26 protein-coding genes are annotated in these 23,953 nt (G+C 71.8%); 7 read left to right on the top strand and 19 right to left on the bottom strand.

The window, feature by feature from the left end; translation table 11 throughout:
* Position 1: 1 nt before the first annotated feature.
* Positions 2-1,285, bottom strand: a complete 1,284-nt coding sequence (locus ACQPYX_RS11215) for an MFS transporter (protein WP_433802985.1) — start codon at positions 1,283-1,285, stop codon at positions 2-4.
* Positions 1,286-1,390: 105 nt separating this feature from the next.
* A complete protein-coding gene (locus ACQPYX_RS11210; RefSeq protein WP_433802984.1) occupies positions 1,391-2,062 on the bottom strand; it encodes a GntR family transcriptional regulator in 672 nt (223 codons plus the stop codon).
* Between the two features lie 128 nt (positions 2,063-2,190).
* On the opposite strand from ACQPYX_RS11210, the gene ACQPYX_RS11205 reads away from it, so the two are divergent.
* Positions 2,191-4,251 carry an acetate--CoA ligase family protein gene (locus tag ACQPYX_RS11205; protein WP_433802983.1) on the top strand — a complete coding sequence of 687 codons (2,061 nt, stop codon included), beginning with the start codon at positions 2,191-2,193 and terminating at the stop codon, positions 4,249-4,251.
* A gap of 86 nt (positions 4,252-4,337) precedes the next feature.
* On the opposite strand, the gene ACQPYX_RS11200 is transcribed toward ACQPYX_RS11205, so the two are convergent.
* The 5 genes from ACQPYX_RS11200 to ACQPYX_RS11180 all read right to left on the bottom strand — a co-directional run bounded on the left by ACQPYX_RS11200 (position 4,338) and on the right by ACQPYX_RS11180 (position 9,518).
* On the bottom strand, positions 4,338-4,937 hold the full coding sequence (locus ACQPYX_RS11200; protein WP_433802982.1) for a hypothetical protein: 600 nt from the start codon (positions 4,935-4,937) through the stop codon (positions 4,338-4,340).
* Positions 4,934-5,812 (bottom strand): protein phosphatase 2C domain-containing protein, encoded by an 879-nt coding sequence (locus tag ACQPYX_RS11195; RefSeq protein WP_433802981.1) that lies wholly within the window; start codon positions 5,810-5,812, stop codon positions 4,934-4,936. The genes ACQPYX_RS11200 and ACQPYX_RS11195 overlap by 4 nt, the downstream gene beginning before the upstream one ends.
* A gap of 104 nt (positions 5,813-5,916) precedes the next feature.
* A complete protein-coding gene (locus tag ACQPYX_RS11190; protein WP_433802980.1) occupies positions 5,917-6,636 on the bottom strand; it encodes a vWA domain-containing protein in 720 nt (239 codons plus the stop codon).
* Positions 6,637-6,660: 24 nt separating this feature from the next.
* Complete coding sequence (locus ACQPYX_RS11185) at positions 6,661-8,136, bottom strand: DUF4407 domain-containing protein (RefSeq protein ID WP_433802979.1); 1,476 nt, start codon at positions 8,134-8,136, stop codon at positions 6,661-6,663.
* Positions 8,133-9,518 (bottom strand): hypothetical protein, encoded by a 1,386-nt coding sequence (locus ACQPYX_RS11180; protein ID WP_433802978.1) that lies wholly within the window; start codon positions 9,516-9,518, stop codon positions 8,133-8,135. Before ACQPYX_RS11180 ends, ACQPYX_RS11185 begins: the two co-directional genes overlap by 4 nt.
* A 224-nt stretch (positions 9,519-9,742) precedes the next feature.
* Between ACQPYX_RS11180 and ACQPYX_RS11175 the strand changes: the two genes are divergently transcribed.
* On the top strand, positions 9,743-10,210 hold the full coding sequence (locus ACQPYX_RS11175; RefSeq protein WP_433802977.1) for a hypothetical protein: 468 nt from the start codon (positions 9,743-9,745) through the stop codon (positions 10,208-10,210).
* Positions 10,211-10,277: 67 nt separating this feature from the next.
* Here ACQPYX_RS11175 and ACQPYX_RS11170 read toward each other — a convergent pair whose 3' ends face one another.
* From ACQPYX_RS11170 to ACQPYX_RS11145, 6 genes are all read right to left on the bottom strand, one after another.
* Entirely contained in the window at positions 10,278-11,399 is a 1,122-nt protein-coding gene (locus ACQPYX_RS11170; RefSeq protein WP_433802976.1) for a plasmid pRiA4b ORF-3 family protein, read from the bottom strand.
* Positions 11,400-11,510: 111 nt separating this feature from the next.
* Positions 11,511-12,041: a GIY-YIG nuclease family protein gene (locus tag ACQPYX_RS11165; protein WP_433802975.1), complete on the bottom strand. Its 531-nt coding sequence runs from the start codon at positions 12,039-12,041 to the stop codon at positions 11,511-11,513.
* A gap of 509 nt (positions 12,042-12,550) precedes the next feature.
* A complete protein-coding gene (locus tag ACQPYX_RS11160) occupies positions 12,551-12,781 on the bottom strand; it encodes a hypothetical protein (protein ID WP_433802974.1) in 231 nt (76 codons plus the stop codon).
* A 574-nt stretch (positions 12,782-13,355) separates the two neighbouring features.
* Positions 13,356-13,736, bottom strand: coding sequence for a type II toxin-antitoxin system VapC family toxin (locus tag ACQPYX_RS11155; protein ID WP_433802973.1), 381 nt, complete (start codon positions 13,734-13,736; stop codon positions 13,356-13,358).
* Complete coding sequence (locus ACQPYX_RS11150) at positions 13,733-13,981, bottom strand: type II toxin-antitoxin system Phd/YefM family antitoxin (RefSeq protein ID WP_433802972.1); 249 nt, start codon at positions 13,979-13,981, stop codon at positions 13,733-13,735. Before ACQPYX_RS11150 ends, ACQPYX_RS11155 begins: the two co-directional genes overlap by 4 nt.
* A 161-nt stretch (positions 13,982-14,142) precedes the next feature.
* A complete protein-coding gene (locus ACQPYX_RS11145; RefSeq protein WP_433802971.1) occupies positions 14,143-14,442 on the bottom strand; it encodes a hypothetical protein in 300 nt (99 codons plus the stop codon).
* 274 nt (positions 14,443-14,716) lie between these two features.
* On the opposite strand from ACQPYX_RS11145, the gene ACQPYX_RS11140 reads away from it, so the two are divergent.
* From ACQPYX_RS11140 to ACQPYX_RS11120, 5 genes are all read left to right on the top strand, one after another.
* The gene (locus tag ACQPYX_RS11140; RefSeq protein ID WP_433802970.1) at positions 14,717-15,037 is read left to right on the top strand and encodes a hypothetical protein; all 321 of its coding nucleotides are present in this window, start codon (positions 14,717-14,719) and stop codon (positions 15,035-15,037) included.
* 94 nt (positions 15,038-15,131) lie between these two features.
* Positions 15,132-16,574, top strand: a complete 1,443-nt coding sequence (locus tag ACQPYX_RS11135; RefSeq protein WP_433802969.1) for a protein kinase domain-containing protein — start codon at positions 15,132-15,134, stop codon at positions 16,572-16,574.
* A gap of 132 nt (positions 16,575-16,706) precedes the next feature.
* Entirely contained in the window at positions 16,707-17,765 is a 1,059-nt protein-coding gene (locus ACQPYX_RS11130) for a hypothetical protein (RefSeq protein WP_433802968.1), read from the top strand.
* Positions 17,766-17,826: 61 nt separating this feature from the next.
* Positions 17,827-18,693 carry a hypothetical protein gene (locus ACQPYX_RS11125; protein WP_433802967.1) on the top strand — a complete coding sequence of 289 codons (867 nt, stop codon included), beginning with the start codon at positions 17,827-17,829 and terminating at the stop codon, positions 18,691-18,693.
* Positions 18,694-18,751: 58 nt separating this feature from the next.
* A complete protein-coding gene (locus ACQPYX_RS11120) occupies positions 18,752-19,360 on the top strand; it encodes a DUF2690 domain-containing protein (RefSeq protein WP_433802966.1) in 609 nt (202 codons plus the stop codon).
* Positions 19,361-19,792: 432 nt separating this feature from the next.
* Here ACQPYX_RS11120 and ACQPYX_RS11115 read toward each other — a convergent pair whose 3' ends face one another.
* From ACQPYX_RS11115 to ACQPYX_RS11090, 6 genes are all read right to left on the bottom strand, one after another.
* Complete coding sequence (locus tag ACQPYX_RS11115) at positions 19,793-20,389, bottom strand: hypothetical protein (protein WP_433802965.1); 597 nt, start codon at positions 20,387-20,389, stop codon at positions 19,793-19,795.
* Positions 20,386-21,102, bottom strand: coding sequence for a hypothetical protein (locus ACQPYX_RS11110; protein WP_433802964.1), 717 nt, complete (start codon positions 21,100-21,102; stop codon positions 20,386-20,388). The genes ACQPYX_RS11115 and ACQPYX_RS11110 overlap by 4 nt, the downstream gene beginning before the upstream one ends.
* 4 nt (positions 21,103-21,106) lie before the next feature.
* Positions 21,107-21,373 (bottom strand): hypothetical protein, encoded by a 267-nt coding sequence (locus tag ACQPYX_RS11105; RefSeq protein WP_433802963.1) that lies wholly within the window; start codon positions 21,371-21,373, stop codon positions 21,107-21,109.
* 5 nt (positions 21,374-21,378) lie between these two features.
* The gene (locus tag ACQPYX_RS11100; RefSeq protein WP_433802962.1) at positions 21,379-21,861 is read right to left on the bottom strand and encodes a hypothetical protein; all 483 of its coding nucleotides are present in this window, start codon (positions 21,859-21,861) and stop codon (positions 21,379-21,381) included.
* Positions 21,862-21,915: 54 nt separating this feature from the next.
* The gene (locus ACQPYX_RS11095) at positions 21,916-23,229 is read right to left on the bottom strand and encodes an ISL3 family transposase (protein WP_433798860.1); all 1,314 of its coding nucleotides are present in this window, start codon (positions 23,227-23,229) and stop codon (positions 21,916-21,918) included.
* A 361-nt stretch (positions 23,230-23,590) separates the two neighbouring features.
* Positions 23,591-23,896: a hypothetical protein gene (locus ACQPYX_RS11090; protein ID WP_433802961.1), complete on the bottom strand. Its 306-nt coding sequence runs from the start codon at positions 23,894-23,896 to the stop codon at positions 23,591-23,593.
* Between the last annotated feature and the right edge of the window lie 57 nt (positions 23,897-23,953).

Raw genomic sequence — 23,953 nt, 5'->3', positions numbered from 1 at the left:
GTCACTCCTCCGCCGTGATGGCGCGACCGGACCGGTCGCGCAGGAACAGGGCCGCGATCGTGACGATCGCGGCGCCGAACACCGCGATCCCGACCGCGATGCCGTAGCCGGACGTGGTGGCGACGATGCCACCGATGAGCGTGCCGATGCCCGAGAGTCCGCGGCCGATGTTGTAGGCGGCCGCCGAGCCGAGCGACCGGATGCGGGTCGGGAAGAGCTCGCCGAACCAGACCCCGAAGATGCCGAAGTAGCCGAGGAAGAGGCTGGAGAGCAGGTAGAGCCAGACGAAGCTGCCGAGTGCTCCCCCGCCGACGGCGATCGTCAGCATCACCGCGAACACGATCGTCTGGAGCCCGGCGAAGGCGACGAACACCCGGCGTCGTCCGAGCAGGTCCGAGAGCCAGCCGGCGAGGATGAAGCCGACGAACGAGATGGCCGACGCGATGTAGAGGACGGTGCTCGCGTCCCCGGTGGAGAAGCCGAGGTCGGTCTTGAGCAGCGAGGGCATCCAGGTCGTCGCCGTGTAGGGCACCCACTGCCCACCGAAGGCGACGAGCAGGCCGAGCCCGACGAAGGGCAGGCTGTCGCGGGCGACGAGCTGGCGCCAGGGCGAGCGGGCGGCGGTGCGGGCGAGGTCCGCGGAGAGCCGGCCGGAGGCCTTGCGGGCCTGCAGCTCCTCCCACTGCCGCGACTCCCGGCAGGCGTAGCGGATCCAGACGCAGGCCAGGGCGGGGAGGACGCCGACGAGGAAGGCGTAGCGCCAGTCGGGCACGAGCTGCGACACGAGGATCGCCAGCGCGTAGGCGGGCCAGAGCGACGACTGCACCAGGCCGCCGCCGAGTCCGCGGCGCTTCGGCGACCACGCCTCGTTGAGCCAGGCGAACCCGACGGCCCACTCCCCGCCCGTGCCGATCCCGGTGATGATGCGCAGGACGACGAAGACCGCGAAGTTCGGCGCGAAGAACACGAGCCCGGTGGCGATCGAGTAGATCAGGATCGACCAGATCAGGGTGCGGCGGCGGCCGTAGCGGTCACCGAGCCAGCCGAACACCAGCCCGCCCACCGCGGAGCCGATGAGCTGCCCGACGATCGCGACGCTGAAGACCCCGGCCGACACGCCGAAGTGCGCCATGATCAGCGGCGCCAGGAGCGTCGGCAGCATGAAGTCGAAGTACTCCATGCCCCAGCCGAGACAGGCGGCGCCGAGGATTCGGCGCCGCTCGCCGGACGTGTACTCGGGCGGGGCGTCGACGGCCGGGCCCGCCAGGGGTCGCTCCGTGGTCATGGTCGGCCTCCCCGGGCCACCGCGTCGGCGCGGCGTCTCACCCGGGAGGCGAGGTTAGGTGGGTCACACCGCCGAAGTCCAGGACGGATTGGATGCAATCCGCCGCTACGAGGACGGCCGCCCCAGCGCCGCGTGGAGGTCGGCGACGGTGATGTCGCGGTGCGCGTTCATCAGCTCGACGAGGCCCTCGACGTCGCTGCGGCGCAGCGCGGTGATCATCCTGCGGTGCTCGCGGACGACCCGCTTGCGGCCGGCCGCGTCGTAGAGGTGCACGGTCCGGTAGGGCTCGCTGCGGGTCCAGAGCCGGTCGATCTCGGCGACCACGAGGTCGAGTCCGGAGTACCCGAACATCGTGAAGTGGAAGGCGCGGTTCCCGGCGACGATCGCGGCCACGTCGGTGCGGTCGACGTCGGCGACGATGGCCTCGTTCAGGCTGGTCAACTCGGCGATCTGGTCGGGTCGCAGCCGCGGCAGGGCCCGCAGGACCTCGGTCTCGAGGGCGCGGCGCATGAGGTAGACCTGCGCGAGTTCGTCGGCCGAGAGCCGGGCGACGGTGTAGCCGACGTGCGGCTCGTGGCGCAGCACGCCCTCCGCCTCGAGCGACTTCAGCGCCTCGCGCACCGGGATGCGACTGACCCCGAGGCGGGCGGCGAGCGACTCCTGCCGCACCTGCTGACCGGGCACGAGCTCCCGGGTGCGCAGCATGGTCCGCAGCTCGTCGATCACCCGCGCGACGGTCGTGACCCGCCGCGCGGTGTCCGGTGCGGCCCCGCCCATGCGCACCAGCCTAGCGAGGTCCCGTCCTCCGACAGTGGGATACGAAACCGTGTGCATCGTTGTCGGTCGATCGGTCTCCGGCCTACGGTGCGGTCCGCGTCGTCGTGTGGTCGCGGAGGAGGTCCGTGGTGGAGCGAGGTCCCCGGGAGCCGGTCCGGGACGACTGGCAGCGCATCCTGAACCCCCGCTCGGTCGCCCTGGTCGGCGCCTCCGGCCGCGCGGGCCACCCGATGGCGCGCCCGCTCGACTGGCTCCGCGACCGCGGCTTCGCGGGTCGGGTGCTGCCGGTCAACCCCCGGTACGACGAGCTCGGCGGCCTGCCCTGCTACCCCCGCCTCGCCGACGTGCCCGGTCCCGTCGACCTCGTGCTCGCCCTGGTGCCCGCCGAGCGCGCGATCGCCACGGTCGAGGAGGCGGGCGCGGTCGGAGCCGCCGCCGTCGTCGTGTTCGCCTCCGGTTTCGCCGAGGTCGGCGGCGACGGGATCGCCGCGCAGGCCGAACTCGCCGAGGCCGCCCGCCGGGCGGGCGTCCGGGTGATCGGTCCCAACTGCCAGGGGCTCTACGTCGCCCGCAGCCGACTCTTCGCCACCTTCACCGCCGCCGGGGAGCGCGCGCTGCAGGGCAGCAGCGGCATCGCCTACGTCGGGCAGAGCGGGGCGATCGGCGGAGCAGTCCTCGACGTGGCCGCCTCCCGCGGGCTCGACCTCACCGCCTGGGTGAGCACCGGCAACCAGGTCGACGTCGACGTCACCGAGGTCGCCCGGGTCCTGGTCACCGATCCCGACGTGCAGGTGCTCGCCGTCTACGCCGAGGCGATCCCCCGGCCCGCCGAGTACGTCCGCCTCGCCGCCGAGGCCCGCGCCGCGGGCACGGCCCTCGTCGTGCTGCGCAGCGGCCGCAGCGAGACCGGACGTCGCGCCGCGCTCTCGCACACCGGGGCGATGCTGCCCGAGAGCACCGCCTTCGACCTGGTCTCCCGCGAGCACGGGGTGGTCCTCGTCGACGACGTCGAGGAGCTCCTCGCCGCCGCCACCCTGCTGCGGACCCAGACCCGCCCGCGCGGCCCGCGCGTCGCCGCCGTCACGAGCTCCGGTGGGGCTGGAATCCTCGCCGTCGACCGCTGTGTCGACGTGGGGCTCGCCGTCCCGGAGCTGGCCGAGCCGACCCGCGAGAAGCTCGCCCGGCGCGTCCCCGCCTTCGGCTCCGTCGCCAACCCCGTCGACGTCACCGCGCAGCTGTTCAACGACGGCGGCGGGGCGTTCGGGGAGGTCTGCGCCCTCGTGCGCGACGACCCCGCGGTCGACGCCGTGATGGTCATCCTGACGATGCTGGTCGGCGAGACCGCCCGCGCGCTGGCGGTCGACCTTGCCGCGACCGTCGCGGACTCGCCCGCCGACTCGCCTCCAGTCGTCGTCGTGTGGATGGCGGGCGAGGACGCGACCGTGGGGGGCCGGGCCGTCCTGCGCGAGGCCGGCGTGCCGGTGTTCTCGTCGATCGCCGTCGCCACCCGGGTGCTGGCGGCCGTCGCAGCGGCGGCCGCTCCCCCGGCCGCGTCGGCCGCCGCTGTGTCCTGTCCCGACGACGCGTGGGCCCTGCTCTCCTCGCTGGGTGTCGCCGTGCCGCGGTCGGCGCTGGTGTCGTCGGCCGCCGAGGCGCCCGAGGCCGCCGCCGCGGTGGGTGGGACTGCCGCGCTGAAGGCGGTCGCTCCGGGGCTCGAGCACAAGACCGAGGCGGGGGCGGTGCGGCTGGGTGTCGACGAGGTTCGTGCCGAGGAGGCGGCGGCGGCCCTGCTCGAGCATGTGCCGGGCGCGGAGGCGGTGCTCGTGCAGGAGATGGTTCCGCCCGGCGTCGAACTGCTCGTCTCCGTCGACGGTGGGCGCGACGGCTGGCCTCCGGTGCTCACCGTCGGACGTGGCGGCACCGAGACGGAGCTCCATCAGGACCTGGCCCACGCTCTGGCTCCGGTGAGCGCCGAGACCGCGCGGGCGCTGCTCGACTCCCTGCGCTGCCGGCCCCTGCTCGCCGGTCACCGTGGTGCACCGGCGGCTGACGTCGATGCCGCCGTCGATGCGATCGTGCGGATCAGCGAGGCCGCCGACATCGCCGGGCTGCAGGAGCTGGAGGTGAACCCGCTCGTCGTCGGGACGTCCGGCGCCATCGCTGTCGACGTGCTGCTGGAGCGGGCTTAGCACGAACCACCAGACCGCAACCGAGTCCATCGGACTCGGTTGCGGTGTCGTCGGAACGGCTCGGCGGACCGTGAGCGGCGACTGCCTCAGCCGATCGGCTCCGTATCGTCCGGCGGCTTCGCCTTGCCCTCCTCCCGGGACCATGTCCACAGGGCGCGGTCGAGAGTGCGGAGGTCCGTCCCGACCCGAGCAGCGATGGTGCGGCACAGCGCGAGGTACTCGGGGTAGGTGGGGTCCGGCCCGGATAGTTCGCTGCGCGCACGCAGCGTTTCCAACGCCCGGAAATCGATGACAGTGAACCGGTCGGGCGCCCATACGGTCAGCAGGGCACTGGCCATCCGGACGTTCACTCCGGACAGCAGATCGAGGATGCGATAACCGAGCCGTTCCGGTGCCACGAAGGCAAGCCTCGTCAGGTCACGGATGTCGTCGTCGCTGTTGGACTCCAGGTAGGGCTTCGGGCGGGCCGACTTCCACGTGCCCGCGCGAAGGAAATCCACCCGCTCGTAGTGCCCCCGACCGGCCACCCCGCGCCTGACCTCGCCGAAAAGCGCAACTTCCTCGGAGCCCATCGGGTATCGCGCGGCCCAGTGGTCGACGAAGTTCCGGTCGATCTGTCGGTCCTGCCCGTTCTCCCCCATGGCTCGACCCTCGCAGACCGTATCGGACACGACGAGGGTGCTCACTCCATCGAGGTCGACGGCCCGGGGGTTCCCCTCTCGTTCGGTGACCCCGGCCAGACGGCGACGACGGTGCGATCGTCGTCGAAGCTCTTCCGGGCGAAGTCGACCTGGGCGGCGAAGGCCAACCCGGACGGTGGCTGCGCCCAGGCTCCGGCGAGGAAGGCCCCGACCTCGCCGTGCCCGTCGCCGAGGGGATCGCCGACACCGTCGGTCATCAGGGCGAGAACCTCGCCGTCGACGAGCATCACCGCGGCTGTCTCGAACCCCGTCACATGCGGCAGCGCCGACGTCGCCGAGGAGGCGATCTGCTCTCCCTCGTTCTTCACGGCGAACGGGCTGGACCAGCCTCCGTCGACCCCCCGGACCCATGCCGTCGAGTCCCCGACCCGGAGGACTGTCACCGCAAGTCGGCCCTCGTCGTCGGACTCGAGGTCCATCACGGCGACGATCAACGTCGTCGAGAGCCATCCCGCCAGTTCGAGCGTGCTCAGCGACTCCACGTCCTCGCCGCGGCGCCTGAGCAGGCCGCGACCACGCGTCACGACCGCATCACCGACGACCTTGAGCACGTGGTCCCAGAGGATCTCCTCCGGCGCGCACGACCGCAGCCACCCAGCCACGACCTCACAGCTCTGACGGGCCGCGACGCCGGCCGCCTCGTGCGAGAACCGGCCCGCCGAGACCCCGTCGGTCACGGCGATGACGAGGTGGCGGTCGTCGTCGGTCCAGCGGACGCAGTAGTCGTCCTGCCGCACGATCCCGGCGTGCCGGTGGGCGAGTCCGCGCACGCTCGCTCCGCGCACCTGCACGGGGCCCAGGGACGACTCCCCGAACACGGTGTCGTGGTGCTCCGGGAACAACCGGTCCGGGGTGCTCACGACTACGCCCGCTGCCTGGCCCGGCGCGCCGACGGTGAACGGAGTGACGGAGCCGGCCCACGACACCTCCGGCAGCGCGAAGGAAACGGTGTCCTCCTCGGCGCTCACAGGAAGTCGTCGTCCTCGGCGGAGTAGGTGACGATGCCGGGCGGGAGCTGGGCCTGGTCCGGGAGGACGATCCCCTTCTCGCCGCGTGCGAGGCTGGCACCCGAGGCGATCACGCTCGAGATCAGGATCTCGGTGACCGCGTTGATGGCCTGACCGGCATCGGCGCCCCGCTCCATCATGTACATCTGCATCTTCTTGGGTCCGGTGGCCGGGTGGATCAGCTCCTGCATCACCGCGGGGTCGGCCTGGTCGACGCCGCAGGGGATGACGTTCGGCCATTCGCGGAAGGTCTGCGTGAGGTCGGCGAACGCCTGACGCCAGACGTCGTCGTGATCGGTCGGCAGCCCGTCGGACAGGAAGAAGACCGCGGGCCGGTGGACCTGTAGACCGTCCGCCTTCAGCTGTTTCACGTCGGTCTCGATCGCGGTGCGCAGCTCCCAGAACGCGCTGGCGTAGGAGGTCATCCCGCGCACGTTCATCGTCGGGAGGGTCCCGACGGTGAGCGGGTCGCAGAGCGGCAGTCGCACCCGCGCCTCGTCGCCGAAATCGATGACCGAGAACCTGACCTTGTCGGCCAGGATCGGGTTCTTCGCCAAGGCGTCACGGACGGCGGGCATGACCTCGTTCGCCGAGTCCAGCTTCGGCCCGAGCATGGAGTAGGAGACGTCGACGACGAGGTAGAACGGCAGGATCTTGGCGCCGGCGGGAACGGACACGGCTGTTCCTTTCGAGGTGGAAGGTCAGTTCCGGACGACGGGTCGCGCGGACGCCGTCGCCTGGATCGGGATCTCGAGGGTCTGGAGTGCGGACAGCGGGATCGGGCGGGTCACGGCCTCGTCGTCCGGCGCGGCGTCGATGACGACGGGGGCGTCCTGCTCGGGAGCTGCGGGCCCCAGCGGGAACGGGCCGCTGCTCTGCGCCGCGTACCAGGCCCGCAGCTGCTCGTCCGAGCGCGCCATCGCGACGTGTGCCCAGACGTCGACGGCACGCCGGCTCACGGCTCGGTGGGTCTCCATGATGTGGGCCGTCGCGTCCTTGCCCGCCTCGATCATGCGGTCGGCGCGATCGGCCTCGATCGCGTCCCGCACCCGCCGTCGGGTGTCGTCGTCGCGCTGCCGCTCGTCCTCGTCGTCGGCGAGGACGTCGACGTCCTCGCGGGCGAGGATGGTGTCGTAGGTCGTCTCACGGCTGGTCAGCGCGAGGACCTTGACGATCACCGGCAGCAGCTCGATCAGGAAGAACAACAGGAAGACCGCCAGGTGCGCGAGCTGCATCGTGCCATTGCCGGCGGAGAGGCGGCTCAGGGCCTCCAGTCGGGCCAGGAGGCCGCCGCCGTTCTCCGCGGCGTCCGCGGCCGAGGCCTCGAAGCGGGCCTGCTCCCCGGTGAGGGCGGCGAGCTCGGCCTGCGCGGCGGGGAGCTGGTCGCGGGCCTGCTGCTGGAGCTGCGGGCCGGAGGCGTCGATGCGGGCCTCGGCGCGCGCGGTGGCCGCGTCCAGGTCGCGCCGGACCGCGTCGCGCTCGGCCTTCTTCCCGTCCGCGAACGCCTGCTTCTGCTTCTGGAGCGCGCCGATGCCGGGCGTCCCGGACCCGCCGGGGCAGCCGATCCCCTGGGTCTCGCAGATGGCGGCCTGCTCGGCCTGCTCGTACGCGGCCTGCGCGGCGTCGAACGCCCGCTGCCGGCTGATGACGTCGGGGTCGGCGGCCGCCGAGGCGCGCTCGCGACCCGACGCCACCGCCTCGAGCTGGGCGATCTTCGCCTCGAGCGGTGCACGCTGGGCGAAGGTCCGGTCGATCTCGGCCCGCGACTGCTGCCGCTGCTCGTTCTGCATGACGACGAGTTCGCCGTCGATCTCGGGCTTGAAGATCTGCAGCGTCATCGGGGTGGAGATGACGGTGCCGATGACGGCCGCGAGCAGCAGCCGGACGAGCACGCCGGTCGCCGTCCGGACGAAGCCGTCGCCCCGTCGCATGCTGACCACCAGCATGCGGTCGAGGTTGAGCACGATGACGCCCCAGGCGAGCGCCACCACCAGGGCGACCACGGGCCCGAAGCCGACGGCCGTCGTCAGGGCGAAGTAGGCCGAGGCCGCGCCGACGAGGGCCGTCGAGAGGATGACCCCGCCCGTCGTCGCGAACTTCGCGGTGTCGGAGGGGGTCCGCGCCAGGACGTCGGTGCGCGCACCGGCGATGCGGGCGAGGAACAGGGACGGGGTCATCGAGAGGCTCCGCGGCGGGTCGGTGTGCGGTGTGGGAGGGCGGTCGGGTCGGCGAGGAACCAGGGCACCTCGGGCAGGGTCGGGACACCGGGCACGGGGCTCGGCTCGACCGAGAAGGTCTGCACGGACGGGAACGCCGTGCCCATCGATCCGTAGATCGCAGGAGGCAGGCCGACGAGCGGGGTCGCGCACGGCTCGGGCAGGGCCGGGGTCGCGAGAGCGGGAATCGGAACCGGGAGCTCACTCGACGGCCAGGAGGTCATGACGGTGACGGCGCCCGCGACCCGGTCGTCGTGACCGACGCCGTTCTCGGCGCGCAATCGCAGGACACCCGAGATCGAGGGGGCGACGTCCAGGCGCCCCGGACCCGGCCGGGCGTGCACGCGGCCCAGCACCCGTCCGCCGGCGGTCACGGTGACGTCGGCGGCCCGGTCGAGATGCCAGAGGACCGCGGTGGTGTCGCCCGGAGCGACGAGGGTCGAGCCGAGTCCGCACCCGCCGAATCGCGGGGGTTCGATCGCCTCGCCGAGTACCCGCGAGAGGTGCACGAACCAGTCGGCGGCACAGGGCCGCCCGGCCGGGTCGTCGTGCAGCGACCCCCGGAGCAGGTCGAGGCCCTCGGCGGACAGGGCGTCGACGGCCCACGACGGGTCCCGGTTGACCGAGCTCCAGTCGCGAGGGGTCAGCACCCGCAGAACGAAGAGGCCGAACTTGTAGACGTCGGCGGCCGGCGTGGCCGGGCCGCTCTCCGGCGGGTTCCAGTCGGGCGTGTGCAGCGGCGGGAGCGCCGACGGGAGCGGCCGCACGGCGTCGCAGTCGAGCAGGAGCGCCCGGGGACGTCCCTCGAACCGCACCAGCACGTTGCGGGCGCTGAGGTCGCCGTAGGCGAGGCCCATGTCCAGGTGGAGGAGCTGGAGGATGCCCGCGAGGTCACGGCAGATCCGCAGTCGGTCCTCGTCCCCTGGCGCGACGGCGAGCCCGAGTGCGTTGGGGCCGTGCGGCTCCGGGCTCATCAGGCCCTGCGCGTCACGGACGTCGGTGCTCGTCGTCCCACTCGGCAGGGTCATGGTCCGGACGAAGGCGGCCGGGACCCGGGGCAGGAGCACACCACGCAGCTCGTCGCCCTCGACCACCCGACGGATCGGCCACGCCGTGGAGGCGTCGAGCCGGTGGCGGAGCGAGATCGGCAGGGCGAGCCGGGCCGCGACGATGTCGGCCGAGACCGGGTCCGGAGTGCGCGGCCGGGCGTACTCCTTGTAGACGAGCTCCCCGGTGACGTCGCCGAGGCGCAGAGACGGCGCCTCGATCACGACCGCCTCGGCTCCTGCACCCAGCGGTGCACCGAGCACGCCGAGGTCGGACGGCGCCAGGTCGATGCTCATCGGCATCTCCGACCGCGCGCAGCACTGCTCTCCATCGTGTCTCCCCCCGACCGCGGCTCGACGTGCCGATGACCTCTCGCGGCGCTGACGCTGCGTGTTACAGACGATCCGCGGAGCGCGCCGGCACCACTTCGGACCCCCGATCGGACTAACCGCAGGCGGTAACCCGTCGAAGATCAGAACCGACAGTGCCGTCGAGACCACGTCAACTCGGGGGAGACGACATGACCGCGCCCGTCGCACCGCCGCACGTCCTGCCGGACGGCACCTGCTCCTTCTGCGCCCTGCCCGCGTACACGCACCTCGGTGTGAACGGGCCGGTCGACCCGGCGCGGTGGCACTGGGGCGAGGCGCCCGCGCCGGCTCCCGCGCCCGCTCCGCAGCGGCGTCGTCGGTTCGGCGAGAGCGAGACCGATGCACGCGCTGCCCAGGTTCTCGGGAACACCGGCCACGCGGCGCCCGCCTTCCGCACGAAGCACCGTCGCGAGCCGCAGTCGTTCTGGCAGCGCACGAAGCTCGAGGGCGCGATCGCGCAGGGGCAGCCGCCATTCCCGCACACCGGGCACCTGATCGTCACGATCTTCACCGGCGGCACGTGGGGCATCGTGTGGGCCGCCCACTACTACTCCTCGGCGCGCTACCGCTACCTGCGCTCCCGCCGTCGCGCACTCGTGCAGGCCGGCCTGATGTAGGGCGTGAGTACGTCGTCGCATCGTCGACGTGCTGCCGGAGCGACGCTCCCGGCGCCGGACGCGCTGATCAGCGGTAGTGCGGCTGGGTCGAGTGCTCGCTCCACGCGGCGACCATCCCGACCGCGGCCGGCAGCAACGGAATGGCCGGACCTGCCGTGTACGCGCCCCGACCCTCGTGGACGATCTGGTCGAATGCCTGCAGGGCGTTCGACACGCCGGCGAACTCCATCCGGACGTCCCAGGGCGTCACCGGCTCGCCGTCCACCGTCCACCCGTGACCGATGAGCTCCAGGACCCGGGCCGCCAGGTCCGGCGAGGCGATCGGACCGTGGGCGACGACCACGGCCAGCGCGTTGACGACCAGCTGGTCGACGAAGACGTCCCCGGTCTCGAACCATCCCCGCAACCGTCGCACGACCTCGAGATCGTCGGAGGCCGCGCGGGTCGGGCTCAGCACTCCGTTCTGCACGCGGATGAGCCGGACCTTCCGCATGATCGCGCGCAGCTGCGCGAGCGGCGGCAGGTCGTCCTCGCGACTCGCAGGCTTCTCCCCGAACGCCCACTGCGGTCGCTGCGCCTGGACGGCTCGGACGATCGTGCGGGGCAGCCGGCCGGCGGCGGTGAGTTTCACCCCGCCGTCGAGCAGGCCGAGGAACAGTCGCACGCTCTCGGGGACCGCGCCGACGACCTGCCGCACGTGCCGGTCGGTGGCCGCGAGATCGAACCCCGGCGGTCGTCCGCCGACCCAGGCGAGCGCGTCCCGATGTTCGGGATGCTGCGGGTCGGCCAGCACCTCGCGGAGCCGCTGGAAGCCGTGCGGTCCACCGCAGTCCTCTAGCGGGCACCCGCTCTGCCCGTCGACGCAGCCCGGCTCGTCCCCGCCGACGCCGAGTACCTCCACGTCGTGGGTCCAGCCGTCGCCGAAGTCGTACTCGTAGACGAACCGGTCGCCGAGGTCCGGCAGCGTCGCGGTCGACTCGTCGACCTCGTCGTCGGGCGGCTCGACGTCCGCGGGCCCGTACCGGACCCCGGCCGCCTCGAAGGCGTGCAGGTGAACGTTGACCCAGCCCATCGCGGCCTGCAGGAGCAGGTGCAGTTCAGGCAGGGCCGAGCGGGCCGGGACGTCCACCACCCGCTCGACCTCGGGGTCGACGCCCTGCAGGCGGACCCGGAGTCTCGTCGTCTGCACGCCACAGTCTCGCGCCCTGCGACGGTGAGCCCTCGGCAGGGGACGGCGGAGCCGGGGTCGGCCAGCCGCCGAGCACAGACCACCACGGCGGAACCGAGTGGACGTCGGACCTCAGTCGGCGCTGTGGCGATAGCGCTCGCGCGCGGCGACCACGACGTCCCGGGTGGGGCCGGTCGCGTGGTCGACGTTCAACGGCGGTCCGAGTGTCCGGATGACGTCAGCCTCCACCTCCCGCGGGCTCGGATGGATGCACCAGGACAGCCGCAGATGTTCCGTCATCCAGGACGTCAACCGGGCCTCGTCCTGGTCGAGAAGCACGACGCGATCCGCTTGGCGTCGAGTGCGCAGCATGAGCTCGTCGAGCAACAGGCCGGCCAGGGTCCGCCGAAGCGTGGACTGCCCACTACGACGCATGTGGTTGCCCTGCAGCCGTCTGCGCAGGTTCGTCGCGAGACCGACGTACACCAGCCGGACGGAGGTGTCGGAACCGTGAGCGGGCCCGTCGAACTCCGGGAGGATCGAGGGCGACGCCCACCAGGCGTACAGCCCGGAGTCCCGCGGGACCTCCGACGCGATGGCCTCCGGTTCGATGAGTACGGCCGAGACCAGGGTCTGCGCACTCGCGGAGAGGACCTCGGCCACCGCCACAGTGTGGCGGCCCCGGGTCGGCTCCCGCCGCCCACCCACGCCGCCCCGACGGACTAGGTGCATGACGGACTGGCCCCGTGCCACTACAGATCGCTCGGTGACCCCGCCAGGCGGCTCACGGTCACTGATCGCACTTCTCAGGGCAGCGGACCGCTGAGAGTGAGGAAGGAGCAGCGAGGGTCGGGGCTCGAACCAGATCGAGGAGAGGGTGTCTCGGCCAGGGCGACGTAGGCGGCGTCGGACAACGCCACGGAACTGCGCAGCTCCCAGGCGCAGGCCGCAACGACCTCGTGGCCGACGTGCTCGACCGTCTGCCCCGTCGCTCCCGATGCCCCGCCGCTCGTCAGAACCACGTCGCCGGAACCGAGTCCATCCGACTCGGTTCCGACGTCGTCGAATCCCCTCGGCGGATCGTGATCGGCGGCTGCCTCAGCGATCAGCTACCCACGCGGAGGAAGTCGTCGCCCGGGACTGTCGGCGTGCGGACACAGCTCCTGGCGTCCTCAGGCCCGGGCCAACCGGAACACCGGCCGCCCCTGGTCGTCGAGCCCCGTCACGGAGAACGAGAACCGGCCGTCCGGGCCGGACGAGGAACCGATGTCACCCACGCCCAGCGTCGTCCGCGACCCGCCGGCGCGTCCCGCGTCGAGCGAGAAGATGACGCCGGGCCCCGCGGGTTCCAGGGTCGCGCGCTGACGAGGCAGGTCGAAGGAGAGCGGGCGGTCGACGACCACCTTGCACTCCCCGTCGCCACACGCCTGCGCGTTCGCGCCGTCGGCGGGATCGACCGGCGGTTCACCCGCGCGCTCCGGAGCAACGGTCGACGGCGTCGAGGTGGGTGGGGCCGATCCGGCGCCAGGCGTCCCCGAACATCCGCCGAGCAGCGCGAGGCCCACCGCCAGCGCAACGAGGAGTCCCGGCAACCGTGGTCGGGGGTGCGGACCACCCAAAGGCCGAGTCCGATCCTTCACCGTCACCCGTCCTCTCGACGCCCGTCGACCACACCTGCAGCGCGGAGCGTGCCGACCTCCCTACCAGCACCGGAGCCGGACCGCTCGCCCGCGGACAGGGTCGGCCCTCGCATCACCGGACGACTCGCGCGCGCCCGGCGCACAGAACGCCGTCACCGCGGAGCTCCCGGAGTCCGGGAGGGTGACCGGGGAAGCGATGTCGCGGAGGTCGGCGCTCGTCGTCCCGCTGGGCAGGGTCATGGTCCGGACGGAGACCATGGGCGGTTCCCCGCGGAGAACCGAGTCCGCCGGACTCGGTCCGGCGGGTCGCCGTCGTCGGCCGGTCGGGAGGCGACGATCAACAGGACACGATCTCGAGTTCCTTCTCGAGGCCGACGAGGTCCTCGGCGTTGCGGGTGTACAGGCGCTGCGCGTGGGCGTGCGCGGTAGCCGCGATGAGGAGGTCCATGCCCCGCGGGCGAGGACTTCGACCGGCCTGGGCCACCGCGGAGGCGAGGAGTCCATAGCTGGTGGCGACGGCATCGTCGACCGGGATGGCGTCGAATGCAGCACGCAGGGCGGTCAGACGGCGCAACCTCTCGCCCCGGACCGCGCGGTCGCGGCCGACGAGCACACCGTAGTGGAGCTCCGCGAGCGAGACGGTACTGATCGCCAAGTCCCCCTCGAGTTCGCCGACGTCAGTCCCGATCAGGACGCTCGTGTCGAGGATCGCCCTCACCGGTCTCCCCACGGATCGCGCAACTCCTGGTCGACCTGGTCCCGATCGAACTCCCACTCGGGGTCGGCCGGACCCTCGAACACCTCGGCGACGTCCGACCAGGACCGCCAGCGCCGGGACTCGGCGGGCACCAGCACCGCGCTCGGGCGGCCGGACACGGTGACCTCGATCCGCTCGCCACCCTCCACGCGCCGCACGAGCTCGGATGCGTTCTGCCGCAGTTCGCGCAGCCCGACGGAATCCATGAAGCGACGGTAGCACCCGTGCTACTTCTTGGGAGATCGTTCGGTCCATCTCGCCAGGAGTCGCCGGCTCCCCGCTCTTCGCGTCCCTCCGGACGACACTCCGCGCACCCGTCGATCGGCTCGTCCGTCGCTCGGAGCCTCCTTTCGCGTCCCGCTGCTCGTCAGAGCCGCGGCGGACCGGAGGGAGGACCGGGCCGTCGTGGGGTACCGGGCGGAGGTTGCTGCGGCGCAGCAGGACGCGTGGCCAGTGGCTGGAGGGCGTCGTCACGACGCGGCGATCCGGGGGCAGATCGAGATGGCCAGGCGAGCACGACCGCCATGACCAGCGCGATCAGCGAGAGCAGGTCGGCGGTGGTGATCCCCCGCTCCTCGGCGAGTTCGAGCAGGACCCGCCCCTCGACCGGTCCGTTGATCCGCACCCAGATCACGGCGCCGAGGACGAGCAGGATCGCGAGGAGCACGCGCCGTACCGAGAATTCCACGGTTCACCAGACGCAAGAGACGCGCAGTTCGTTCCCCGCGACCGTCACCCGCCGTCCTCCGAGAGCGGGAGCGCTCGGTGACGGGTGGCTGGGGCTGGAGCCCGGCGTGACTGCCTCACTCACGTGATCTCGCCCCGCGACACCGGCGCCGTCCACCCCCGACGTCAGGGATGGGAGCGAGCACGCGATCTTCCTAGCGTCCTGTCCGTCGAGAGAGCTCCAGGCTCTCTCCCCCAGAGACAGGACCACGGACATGCCCGCCTCCTCGACCCGCTCCCGTACCGCCGCCGCCACGCTGACCGTCGCCATCGCCCTCGGCGGTCTCGGCATCGGCGCCGGGACGGCCACCGCGGCACCCGCTCCCGCCGCACCGCAGATCGTGCACACCAACTGGTTCTCGGACTGGAACACGTGCATCTGGGGCATCGGCACCCCGACCGCGCTCGCCTGGCGCTACGCGGGCACGGCCAGGAACGTCGCTCTCGGAGTCCTTCGCAGCCGCGATCGCAACGGACTCGTCCGGACCTACGGCAACCACGTCATCTCGGCCTGCGAGCGCTTCATCCGCTCCTGACGACGTCCGGCCGGCGGCTCCACCGAGCCGCCGGCCCGCGTTCCCGATCTATGCTCCCTCCCGGCGCGGGGGCGTGGATCGGCATGGGGCGTGGATGACGGGGGACCTGTTCGGGCCGTACCGGGTGGGCGCCCGGCTCGGTAAGGGCGGCATGGGCGAGGTCCACGAGGCCTTCGACACCCACCGCGAGCGCACCGTCGCGCTCAAGCGCCTGCACGCCGACGACCAGGACGACCCCGACGTCCGCGAACGCTTCCGCCGCGAGTCCCGCATCGCCGCGCGCCTGGACTCCCCCCACGTCGTCCCGATCCACGACTTCGGCGTCATCGACGGCCGCATGTTCATCGACATGCGCCTCGTCCGCGGCCGCGACCTCGGCGCCCTGATCCACGCCGAAGGCGCGCTGCGGCCGGAGCGCGCCGTCCATATCGTCGAGCAGGTCGCCGACGCCCTCGACGCCGCCCACCAGGCCGGCATCGTCCACCGCGACGTCAAGCCCTCGAACGTCCTGCTCGCCAACACGTCCAGCGGGTCTGACTTCGTCTACCTCGCCGATTTCGGCATCGTCCACGTCCGCGAGGCCACCGAGCAGCCGCGCCTGACCGCCACCGGCTCCACCCTCGGCACCCCCGCCTACATGACCCCCGAGCAGCTGCGCGCCGACCCGTTCGACCAGCGCCTCGACGTCTACGCCCTCGGCTGCGTGCTCTTCGAGGCCCTCACCGGCCGCCCGCCGTTCGTCGGCGAGCGCCTCGCCGTGATGCTCAGCCACCTCAACGACGCCCCGCCCCGCCCCTCCTCCCTCGCGCCGCTCCCGGCCGGGCTCGACGACGTCGTCCTCACCGCCCTCGCCAAGGCCCCCTCCGGCCGGTTCCCGACGACGGGTGCCCTCGCGGCCGCCGCCGCCGAGGTCGTGCGCCAGGACGCGAAGGCCGCCGAGTCGCTCACCGAGGCCCGCACGTTCGAGACCGCCCCGTCCCAGCCGGCTCCCCCGCCCCGCCGTCAGGTCCCGCTCCGCCCGGTCCCTCCCCCACGTCCGATGCCCGTTCCCGACGGCGGGTCGCCCGGCCCGGGCGCCGACGTCACCGGACCGATCCCCCGGCCCAGCCCCCGGCAGCCGCCGGCAGCTGAACCCGCCGTGGCGGCCGCGCAGAAGCAGACCGGCCTGATCGCCCTGGTCCTCGCCGTGATCGTCCCCCCGGTCGGGGCCGTCCTCGGTCTCGTCGCCCGCCGCCGCGGTGAGGCCACACGTGGCACCGCAGCGCTCGCGATCGGCGCCGTGCTGACCGTCGCCGCCGTCGTCGCGGGGATCCTGTTCCTCCGGACCCCGGCGGTGCCGGCGTCGACGGTCGAGGCGCAGATCGTGGCGCAGTCGGGGTTGGCGGCGGACCAGGTCTCGTGCCCGGACTCCCTGCCCGCCGAGGTCGGCGCCTCGGTCGTCTGCACCGTGTCCAACGGCGGTCGCACCCAGCAGCTGCGCGCGTCGGTGACCGGCGTGAACGACCGCCAGGTCACCTTCGACATCATCGCGGAGTAACCGAGCCGTCACTCTTTCGCGAGAATCGATCGGTCTCGGAAAGAGCACGACAACGACACGTAACTGTTTCACTGCGCGACTCGATCACCAGTCACACGGCCGGGGGTGAGGCCGTGGTGAAGGGGGACGTGCATGACGAGGACCAGCGACGAGGCGCCCGAGCCCGTCACCGAGCATCTGCGCGGCGCCGACCTGCGCGCCCGCGCGCCGCAGTCGGCCATCCCGACGCAGGGCGGTCCTCCCCTCCCCCCACCGCGCTCCGGCCCGTTCCCGATGGGCCCGCGCGTCGTCGGCCCACCCAGCGGCCCCGCGCAGCGCTCGCCCCTGGTCACCCCGCAGGGCCGTCCCACGCCGCAGCACCCCTCCGGCGAACAGACGCCTCTTCAGGACGACGGGTCGGTGCCGGTCAAGCTGCGGCTGGGGGCCTGGGGCCGGCAGCTTCGTGAGGTCGTCTCGACCCCGACCGGCCGCTGGTCGGTAATCGGCGTCGTCGCCGTGCTCCAAGTGTTCCTGCTCTTCAGCACCGTCATGTGGTGGGCGGGCGGTGGTTCGACCGTGACCGCCTCGGCGAAGCTCGCCCCGATGACCTGGACCGGCATCGTCTACGACGTCGGCGCCGCCGGCGTGAACCTCCGCTCCGCGACCACGGTGACTCCCGACAGCGCCAAGGACACCGCCGCCCGCGGTTCCCGACTCGCCGTTTCCTGCGGACAGACCGGTGACGTCGTGCAGAAGGGCACCGTCAACACCGCGACCTGGCTCAAGACGACCGACGGCCTCTTCGTCTCCATGCTCTACGTCCGCGTCCCCGACCGGCAGTCCATCCCGAGCTGCGCCGACTCCACCGTCGACGCCCCGCTCCTCGCCCTCGCCGACCCCACGAACCCGGACCTCCCTCCCCCGCCCGGTACCGCTCTCGGCTCCGAGGACGACACGTCGGGTACGCAAGCCGCCGGTGGCGGCACAGCGAATCGCGCAAAGGGCGCCGCTAGCGGCGGCCTCGTCGCTCCGGCGGTCCCGCCCGGCTCCACTCCAGTTCCCTCGGCGGTCGCGCCGAGAGACCCGGCCCCCGGGTCACGGCCGACGATCGGTACTGGCTCGGCCACGACGACGACCACTGCTCCACCGATGACGACCGCCACCAACGACTACAACTACGAACCGGACCCGAACACCACGCCGGTCGGCTGACCCTGCCAAGTACCTCGCCGCATCCGAGTCGCCGCGACTCGGTTCCACGACAGGGAAGTCGATGACCCAGCTCGACGAGTCGGCCGACCGCGCCCGCCCGGTACCGACCACGCCCCTCGAGGTCCACACCGACCACCGGCGTGCACACGTGCACCCGTGCGTGACTGCCATCGACGGCCGGGCCCTCGAGATCAACGACCGCCTCGTCATCGGTCGGGACGAGACGTGCGCGCTGTCCTTCCCCACCGAGACCCGCCTCTCCCGGCGCGCGCTCGCCGTCGTGCCGTCCGGGGGCGGGGCGGTCCTGACCTGCCTCAGCCGCACCCACGGCCTCGTCGTCGACGCCGACGGCGCCGTTTCCCGGCTCCCTCCGGCCGCCGACGACGGGCCCGCCGGCGGCTATGTCCTGACCCGCGGCAGCGCGACCGTCACCGGCCCCTCCCGGGGCGCCTCCCCGTTCTCCCTGACGATCACCGCCGCGGCGGCCGCACCCGCCGTCGTGACCATGGATCCGACCGGGACCGCCACCAGCGAGCCGGTCCGGCTGCGGACGCACACCAAGGAGTTCGTCACCGCCCTGCTGCTGTGCCGGCACCGGCTGCTCGACGCGACCAACCTCGCCCCTCCCCCGGAGGTCCCGGAGCTGACCCGGGCCGTGCTCGCGGCGACCAACAGCTGGCACCTCGTCGCGGCGCTGGACCGCGACGAGGCCACGCGGAAGCGGCTCACCGGGCGCATCCACGAGCACCTCAAGGCGCTACGGGTGAAGCTCGTGCGCGGCGGGCTGGCCGAGCGCGGCGCGCGCCTGACGGCGTCGGTGATGGTCGACCTGCTGCTCGCCACCGGCGCGATCACCCGCTCCCACCTGCGCCTTTTCGACGACGAGGCCTGGCTGCGCGCCCAGGAGGCCCAGTGGTGGGACGCGTGAGGACCACCCCTGAGCTCGGGGATGGGTTCGCCCCGCCGATCTCCCTAGCGTTCGCGCCATGACGCTGACGACGCCCGCTCCCGCCCGCCGCTCCGCCCCGGAGTCCTTCGCGACGACCGCAATGCCCTCCACCATGACCGCGCCGATCACGGCCGCGGTGCCTGCCCCTTCCCGACGGCGGGTGTGGCTCGGCGGCGTGGCCGCGCTCACGGTCGCCGGGGTCGTCACCGGGGTCGTGCTCAGCTCGAGCGGCGCACCTGCACCGTTGCCGACGGTCCCGGCGGTCCCCGTGGCGCCCGCCTCTCCGGTCTCCGCGGTGGGCACCGACGCGGCGACGTCCGGCTGCACCACCGACGCCCGGACCGTGAACAGCCGCGTCCTGACCGCGCAGCAGGGGCCCTTCGAGGTGCCGATCGGCACCCTCGAACTGCGCGAATCCGCCGCCTGCGGCACCGCATGGGCCCGCTACACCCTCGCCGCCGCCGCACCGGTCGCGGCGATCGCCATCGAGGGCGACACCCGCCAGGAGGTCCCGCTCGTCGCCCGGGGCCGGTTCGCGCACGGCGTGACTCCCATGGTCGGCGCCACCGCGACGGTCCGCGCCGAAGCCGTCCCGGCCGGCGGCGCCGTCCTCCCCGGCCACACCCTCGACGGAGGAACTCCGTGACCCGTGGCGTCCTCACCGCATGGATCGGCGGCGCCGTCGCCGCCCTGGCGATCCTCGCCGCCCTGCTTTGGCCGATGGAGGCATCGGTGGCACCGCTTCCTGCCACGGACGCGTCGGCCTCGACGCCCGCGCCGATGCCCGCCGTCGCGCCAGCACCAGTCGTGGCGGCACCAGTCGAGGAGGCCGCGACCACCGACGCACGGGGCCGGGTCGTACGGCCGAAGCCCGTCCCTGCGGTGCCCCCGGTCGCCGCGCGGGTGCCGACCGCAGCAGCACCGCCGGCCGCTGTGGTGCCAGCATTGGCCGCTGCCCGTGCTCCGGCGCCTCCGCCCACAACCACTACAACGACGATGGCTTCCGACGGCGGCGGCATCCTCATCCCCGGTGGCGGCGCGGAGCGAGCCGGCGGGTGAGAGACGGATCGGATCGAGCTCAGTCTCCGCCGAGTAGACGGAGCGGAAGGGCACCCGCGCTCTCAAGTGCCCGTTGATAGCGGCTGAAGAAGGCCCGTCGCGCCTCCGGTAGGACGATCTTCTTCTCCCAGGCGACCTCGATCTTCCGACGGTTCTCGGCGAGCAGATCCTCCACCGGCTCACGGTGATTTTCCTGCCAGTAGATCGACAGGAAAGGGCCGACGAGGTGTGAGCATCCGTCGGCCGAAGAGGCTATCTGGACCTCCAGCCGACTCTGCGGAAGGTTCTCCTTCGCGTCCAGGACCGCCACGACCGCGACGAAGCGTCGGCTGTACTCCGATCCGAGCCCGTGACGCTCGATGATGTCGGCGGCCAAGATCTTGGTCTCTGCCCGCGTGTCCGCGACACCCGTGGTCTTGCCGATGTCGTGTAGCCAGACGAGCAGCATGACGCTCCGAGTATCAGCGTCCGGGTGCAGATCGAGCAACTCCATCGCGATCCGTTCCACGATGAGGATGTGGTATCTCCAGTACCACGTGGCGTGCACGAAGGGAGGAGCCGTATAGCGCCGATGAGCCTCGTCCCGAACAGCACGGAGGTACTCGTCGTCGGTCACGTCGTCGTCGACCCGGCTACCCCGGGCAGATGATCCCGGAGCTCGTGGAGATGGACGCGGAGCCCGGCCCAGTCGCACGTTCTTGACAGCGCGCTCGAGGGCGATCTCTGGCACACGCGGGAGAACACGTTCGTGTCCTCGCGACGTTCGGGATGCTCGATGACCAGGGTTGCCACCAAGTCGGACGCGGACGTCGGTTCGACGCGGTGGAGCGTCTCGTGACCCAACCCATAGACGGACCCCGCCGCGAGAAGATCGGCCTTCTGTTCGTGCAACGAGCTACGCCCCACGAGCTGGAAATCGAACTCCCGACTGCGAGGCGCTCGGTGACGGTAATGGTGGTGCGAGCCGTCGGCGGCCATCTCCGCGACGAAGGTCCGGTGGCACAACGCGCCGAAGAGCACACGCGATGAGAACGACCACCGATGATCATGGATGTCCGGCTCGCCGTGCGCCTCGTCCGTCGGACGCCACAGGTGCAGTCGGACGTAGCGACCTGATCGCCCACTCCCCCGTAGGGTCGCTTTGAGGAACCCGTTGGGGTGTCGGTGCGCGTCCTGGAAGATTGATCGGACAGCAGGGTCCCCGCCGCGCAATGCATCGTCGACCATCTGTGCGACGTCCAGACGATCGAGAACCTGTTCGATACCGCCGATGGTGTCGCTGCGCTCGATCTGCCGCCAGAACGCGTCGACGGAACGGGAGCAGTCCACGCTGTTATGCGGCCTCGTCAGCGGCTGCGTCGAAGTCGTAGGCCTGGGCATTCTTCCACAACCCCTCAGCCTGATCGGCGTAACAGTCGAACCATTCCCCGTCCTGAGGACTCAAGGAGAACATTGGCCGCGACTCGCCGGACAGGCGGTAGCTGTACAGCTGAATGTGGATCTCCGACCGGGCCGTGCCCGGGTTGAAGTAGTTCATCCCGAACTTCATCGCCGACCGCGTCAGGCGGACCTCGAGCTTGCCTTCGGTGGATCGGCGCAAGGCCGTCAGCTTGCGAAGCGCATGTCGAATTCCACCTTGATCTCGTCTGGCGTGGGCCGACTGATCTGGCAACGCGCGTCCAGCGCGGCATCGTCAGCGTCTGGGTCCGTCAGCAGGATCCGCACGTGCGCCCCACGGCGGAGACTGATCTCGAGTGCACCGTAGGACTCCCGGATGGTCCGTCCCATGGTCACCCCGGCCAAGTACAACGACTCTGCGGAAGCTCTCTTCGGCACTAGGTCCGGCGAGAACTGTGCCCTGAAGACGTCGCCGTGCGACTCGGCCGCACGCTCCGCGATCGATCGCGTCACCAACTGATTGAACGCGACCACAGCAAGGATGGCCATTACAGCGCTCGTGGTCTTGTCGGGCGGCAGAATGTCGAACACCGAGAGAGCGCTCGCGACGAGCGCGACTCCGACAGAGGTGTAGATATCGAGGTTCTTGCGGTCCTTCAGGTCCCGCCTCACCTGTCCGAAGACCGCCAAGAGAGCCTCCATCCGTCGGCGCAAGGCATCCGAGGATATCTGGCTCTTCCGGAATCAGAGTGCGAGGGCGCCGCAGTGCAGTAGAGATCTGATCCGGTAGTTGATCATGTTGCGGAAGCCCAAGGCGTTGCGTCGGAGGGCTTCGAGTCGGCCGTTGATCGCCTCGGTCGGCCCGTTCGAGGCCCGGTGGTCGAAGTAGGCCAGGACGTCGTCGCGGCGCCGGTGCAGCGTCCGGCCGAGGGTCGCCAACTCCTCGAGCCCGTCGGGTAGCCCGGTCCGGAGCCGGTCGATCACCGCGGTGAGCAGCGCCTTGCCGCGGGCACGATCATGCTGTTCGTAGGCGGCGATGATCTGCTGGTAGGCCCACCAGGTCACCTCGACCGCGACGTGCTCGTCGAACGCGAACACGGTCTCCAGACGGGCTCGTTGCCGCTCGGAGAGCAGCCCAAGACGAGTGCGCAGGGTCCGCCGGACGCGGTAGAGCGGGTCCCCGGTGCGGCCGCGGTGGCCCATCGTGTCCTGCTGGACGCGTTGGCGGCACAGGTCGAGCTTGTGCCCGGCCAGCGCGACCACGTGGAACGGATCCATGACCGTGACCGCGTCCGGGAGGGCTTCGGTGGCGGCGTTCTTGTAGCCGCCGAACCCGTCCATGGCCACGATCCGGACCTGGTCGCGGAAGGCCTGCGAGCGGGCCTCGAGCCAGCTGGTCATCGCCGCCGCAGAGCGTCCGGGGACCATGTCCAACAGCCGAGCAGGACCTGTACCTGCAAGAACAGCGGTCAGGTCAGTGATCACGGTGACAAACCCGTCCGCCTCAGCGGTACGGACGTGGGCCCACTTGTGCTCGTCGACCCCGATCACCTCGACCCCGGCCAGCCGGGCGGGACCGGCGGTGAGCAGCAAGGCGGTGGTCGCGGCGACGGCGATGTCGTTGACGGTGTCCCAGCTGCGGCCGAGCTCGCGGGCGACCGCGGCGACGGTGGTCTTGTCCAGCATCAGCCGGCGCAGGATGAAGCTCGCGCAGCGTTTCGTGGTCGAGGCGCCGGCCCGCGCGAGTCGGCTGGTGTCGTGGACGAAGACTGCCCGGGCGCAGCCGTCGTGGCGGCACTCGTAGCGCGGGACACGGACGCGCAGCTCAAGCGGGTGGCCGACCACCGGGACGTCACTGACCCGACGCTCGGTGCTGTCGCGGTACACCCCGGCCAGCCCGCAGCCCGGGCACCGTCCTGCCCCGTCGACGAGCAGTTCGCACCACAGCACCGTGGTCTCCCCGGTCAGCGCGGCGTCGACGATCCGGACCCCGAGCTCGACGGTGCGGATGATCGTGTCGGCCACGATCTGGGCGGGCAGGGTCGTAGGCTGCGACATCGGGTCCCCGAGATGTTGGCGCTGGTTGGCGTAGGAACCGCCATCATCAACTTCTCGGGGCCCGCCTCACCGCAGCGACACGACCCCACCGCACCGGTCGATCACGTCCTCAGCTGCACTCCATTTCCGGAAGAGCCGGATATCTCTTCTGCCGATGCCGACGGTGGGCCGAACGAGCGTCTGACGCCCGGAGCGCGCGCTTCTTTCACGGCGCGGAACACACTCGCGCACGAGATGTCATCGAGCCGTCACTGAGAGTCCTGAGAAGTTCAGCGAGGAGCAGCTGGATGTCGCGACCTCATTCTCCGACTCCCGCAGTCGTGGATCGTCGGCGCCGATCGTGTCTCAGTGCTCGATCTTCCTAGTCAGGCGACAACCGACAGATTGCGGACGGGACCGCGTTCGGGTCGAGGACCAGCACCGCGTCGGCGTCAGCCAGCCAGGCGTCGAACTCCTCGAGGTTGCCGGAGATCGGACTCCCGGCGAAGGCCCGGAACACGTCGTCGACGAAACCCAGCCCGACCGCGGGGTCCTCGGTGACGAGGGCGGCCTCGAGCGCGGGGGCCACGACGGCCGAAGCGAGGATGTCGGCCCCCTCCCCGAGCGCTCGCGTCTCGAGCGCGAGGAGCTGCGCGGTCTCGGCGGCCGCCCCGGCCTCGAGGGACAACTGCGCGATCCGCTCGGCGTCGACCTCCTCGCCACGCGTGGCCTCGAGGGCACTCCG

Source organism: Actinomycetospora sp. CA-084318 (assembly GCF_050955885.1).
Lineage (GTDB): Bacteria > Actinomycetota > Actinomycetes > Mycobacteriales > Pseudonocardiaceae > Actinomycetospora.
Note: the sequence above shows the minus strand (reverse complement) of the source record. Positions and strands in the feature narration are given on the sequence as shown.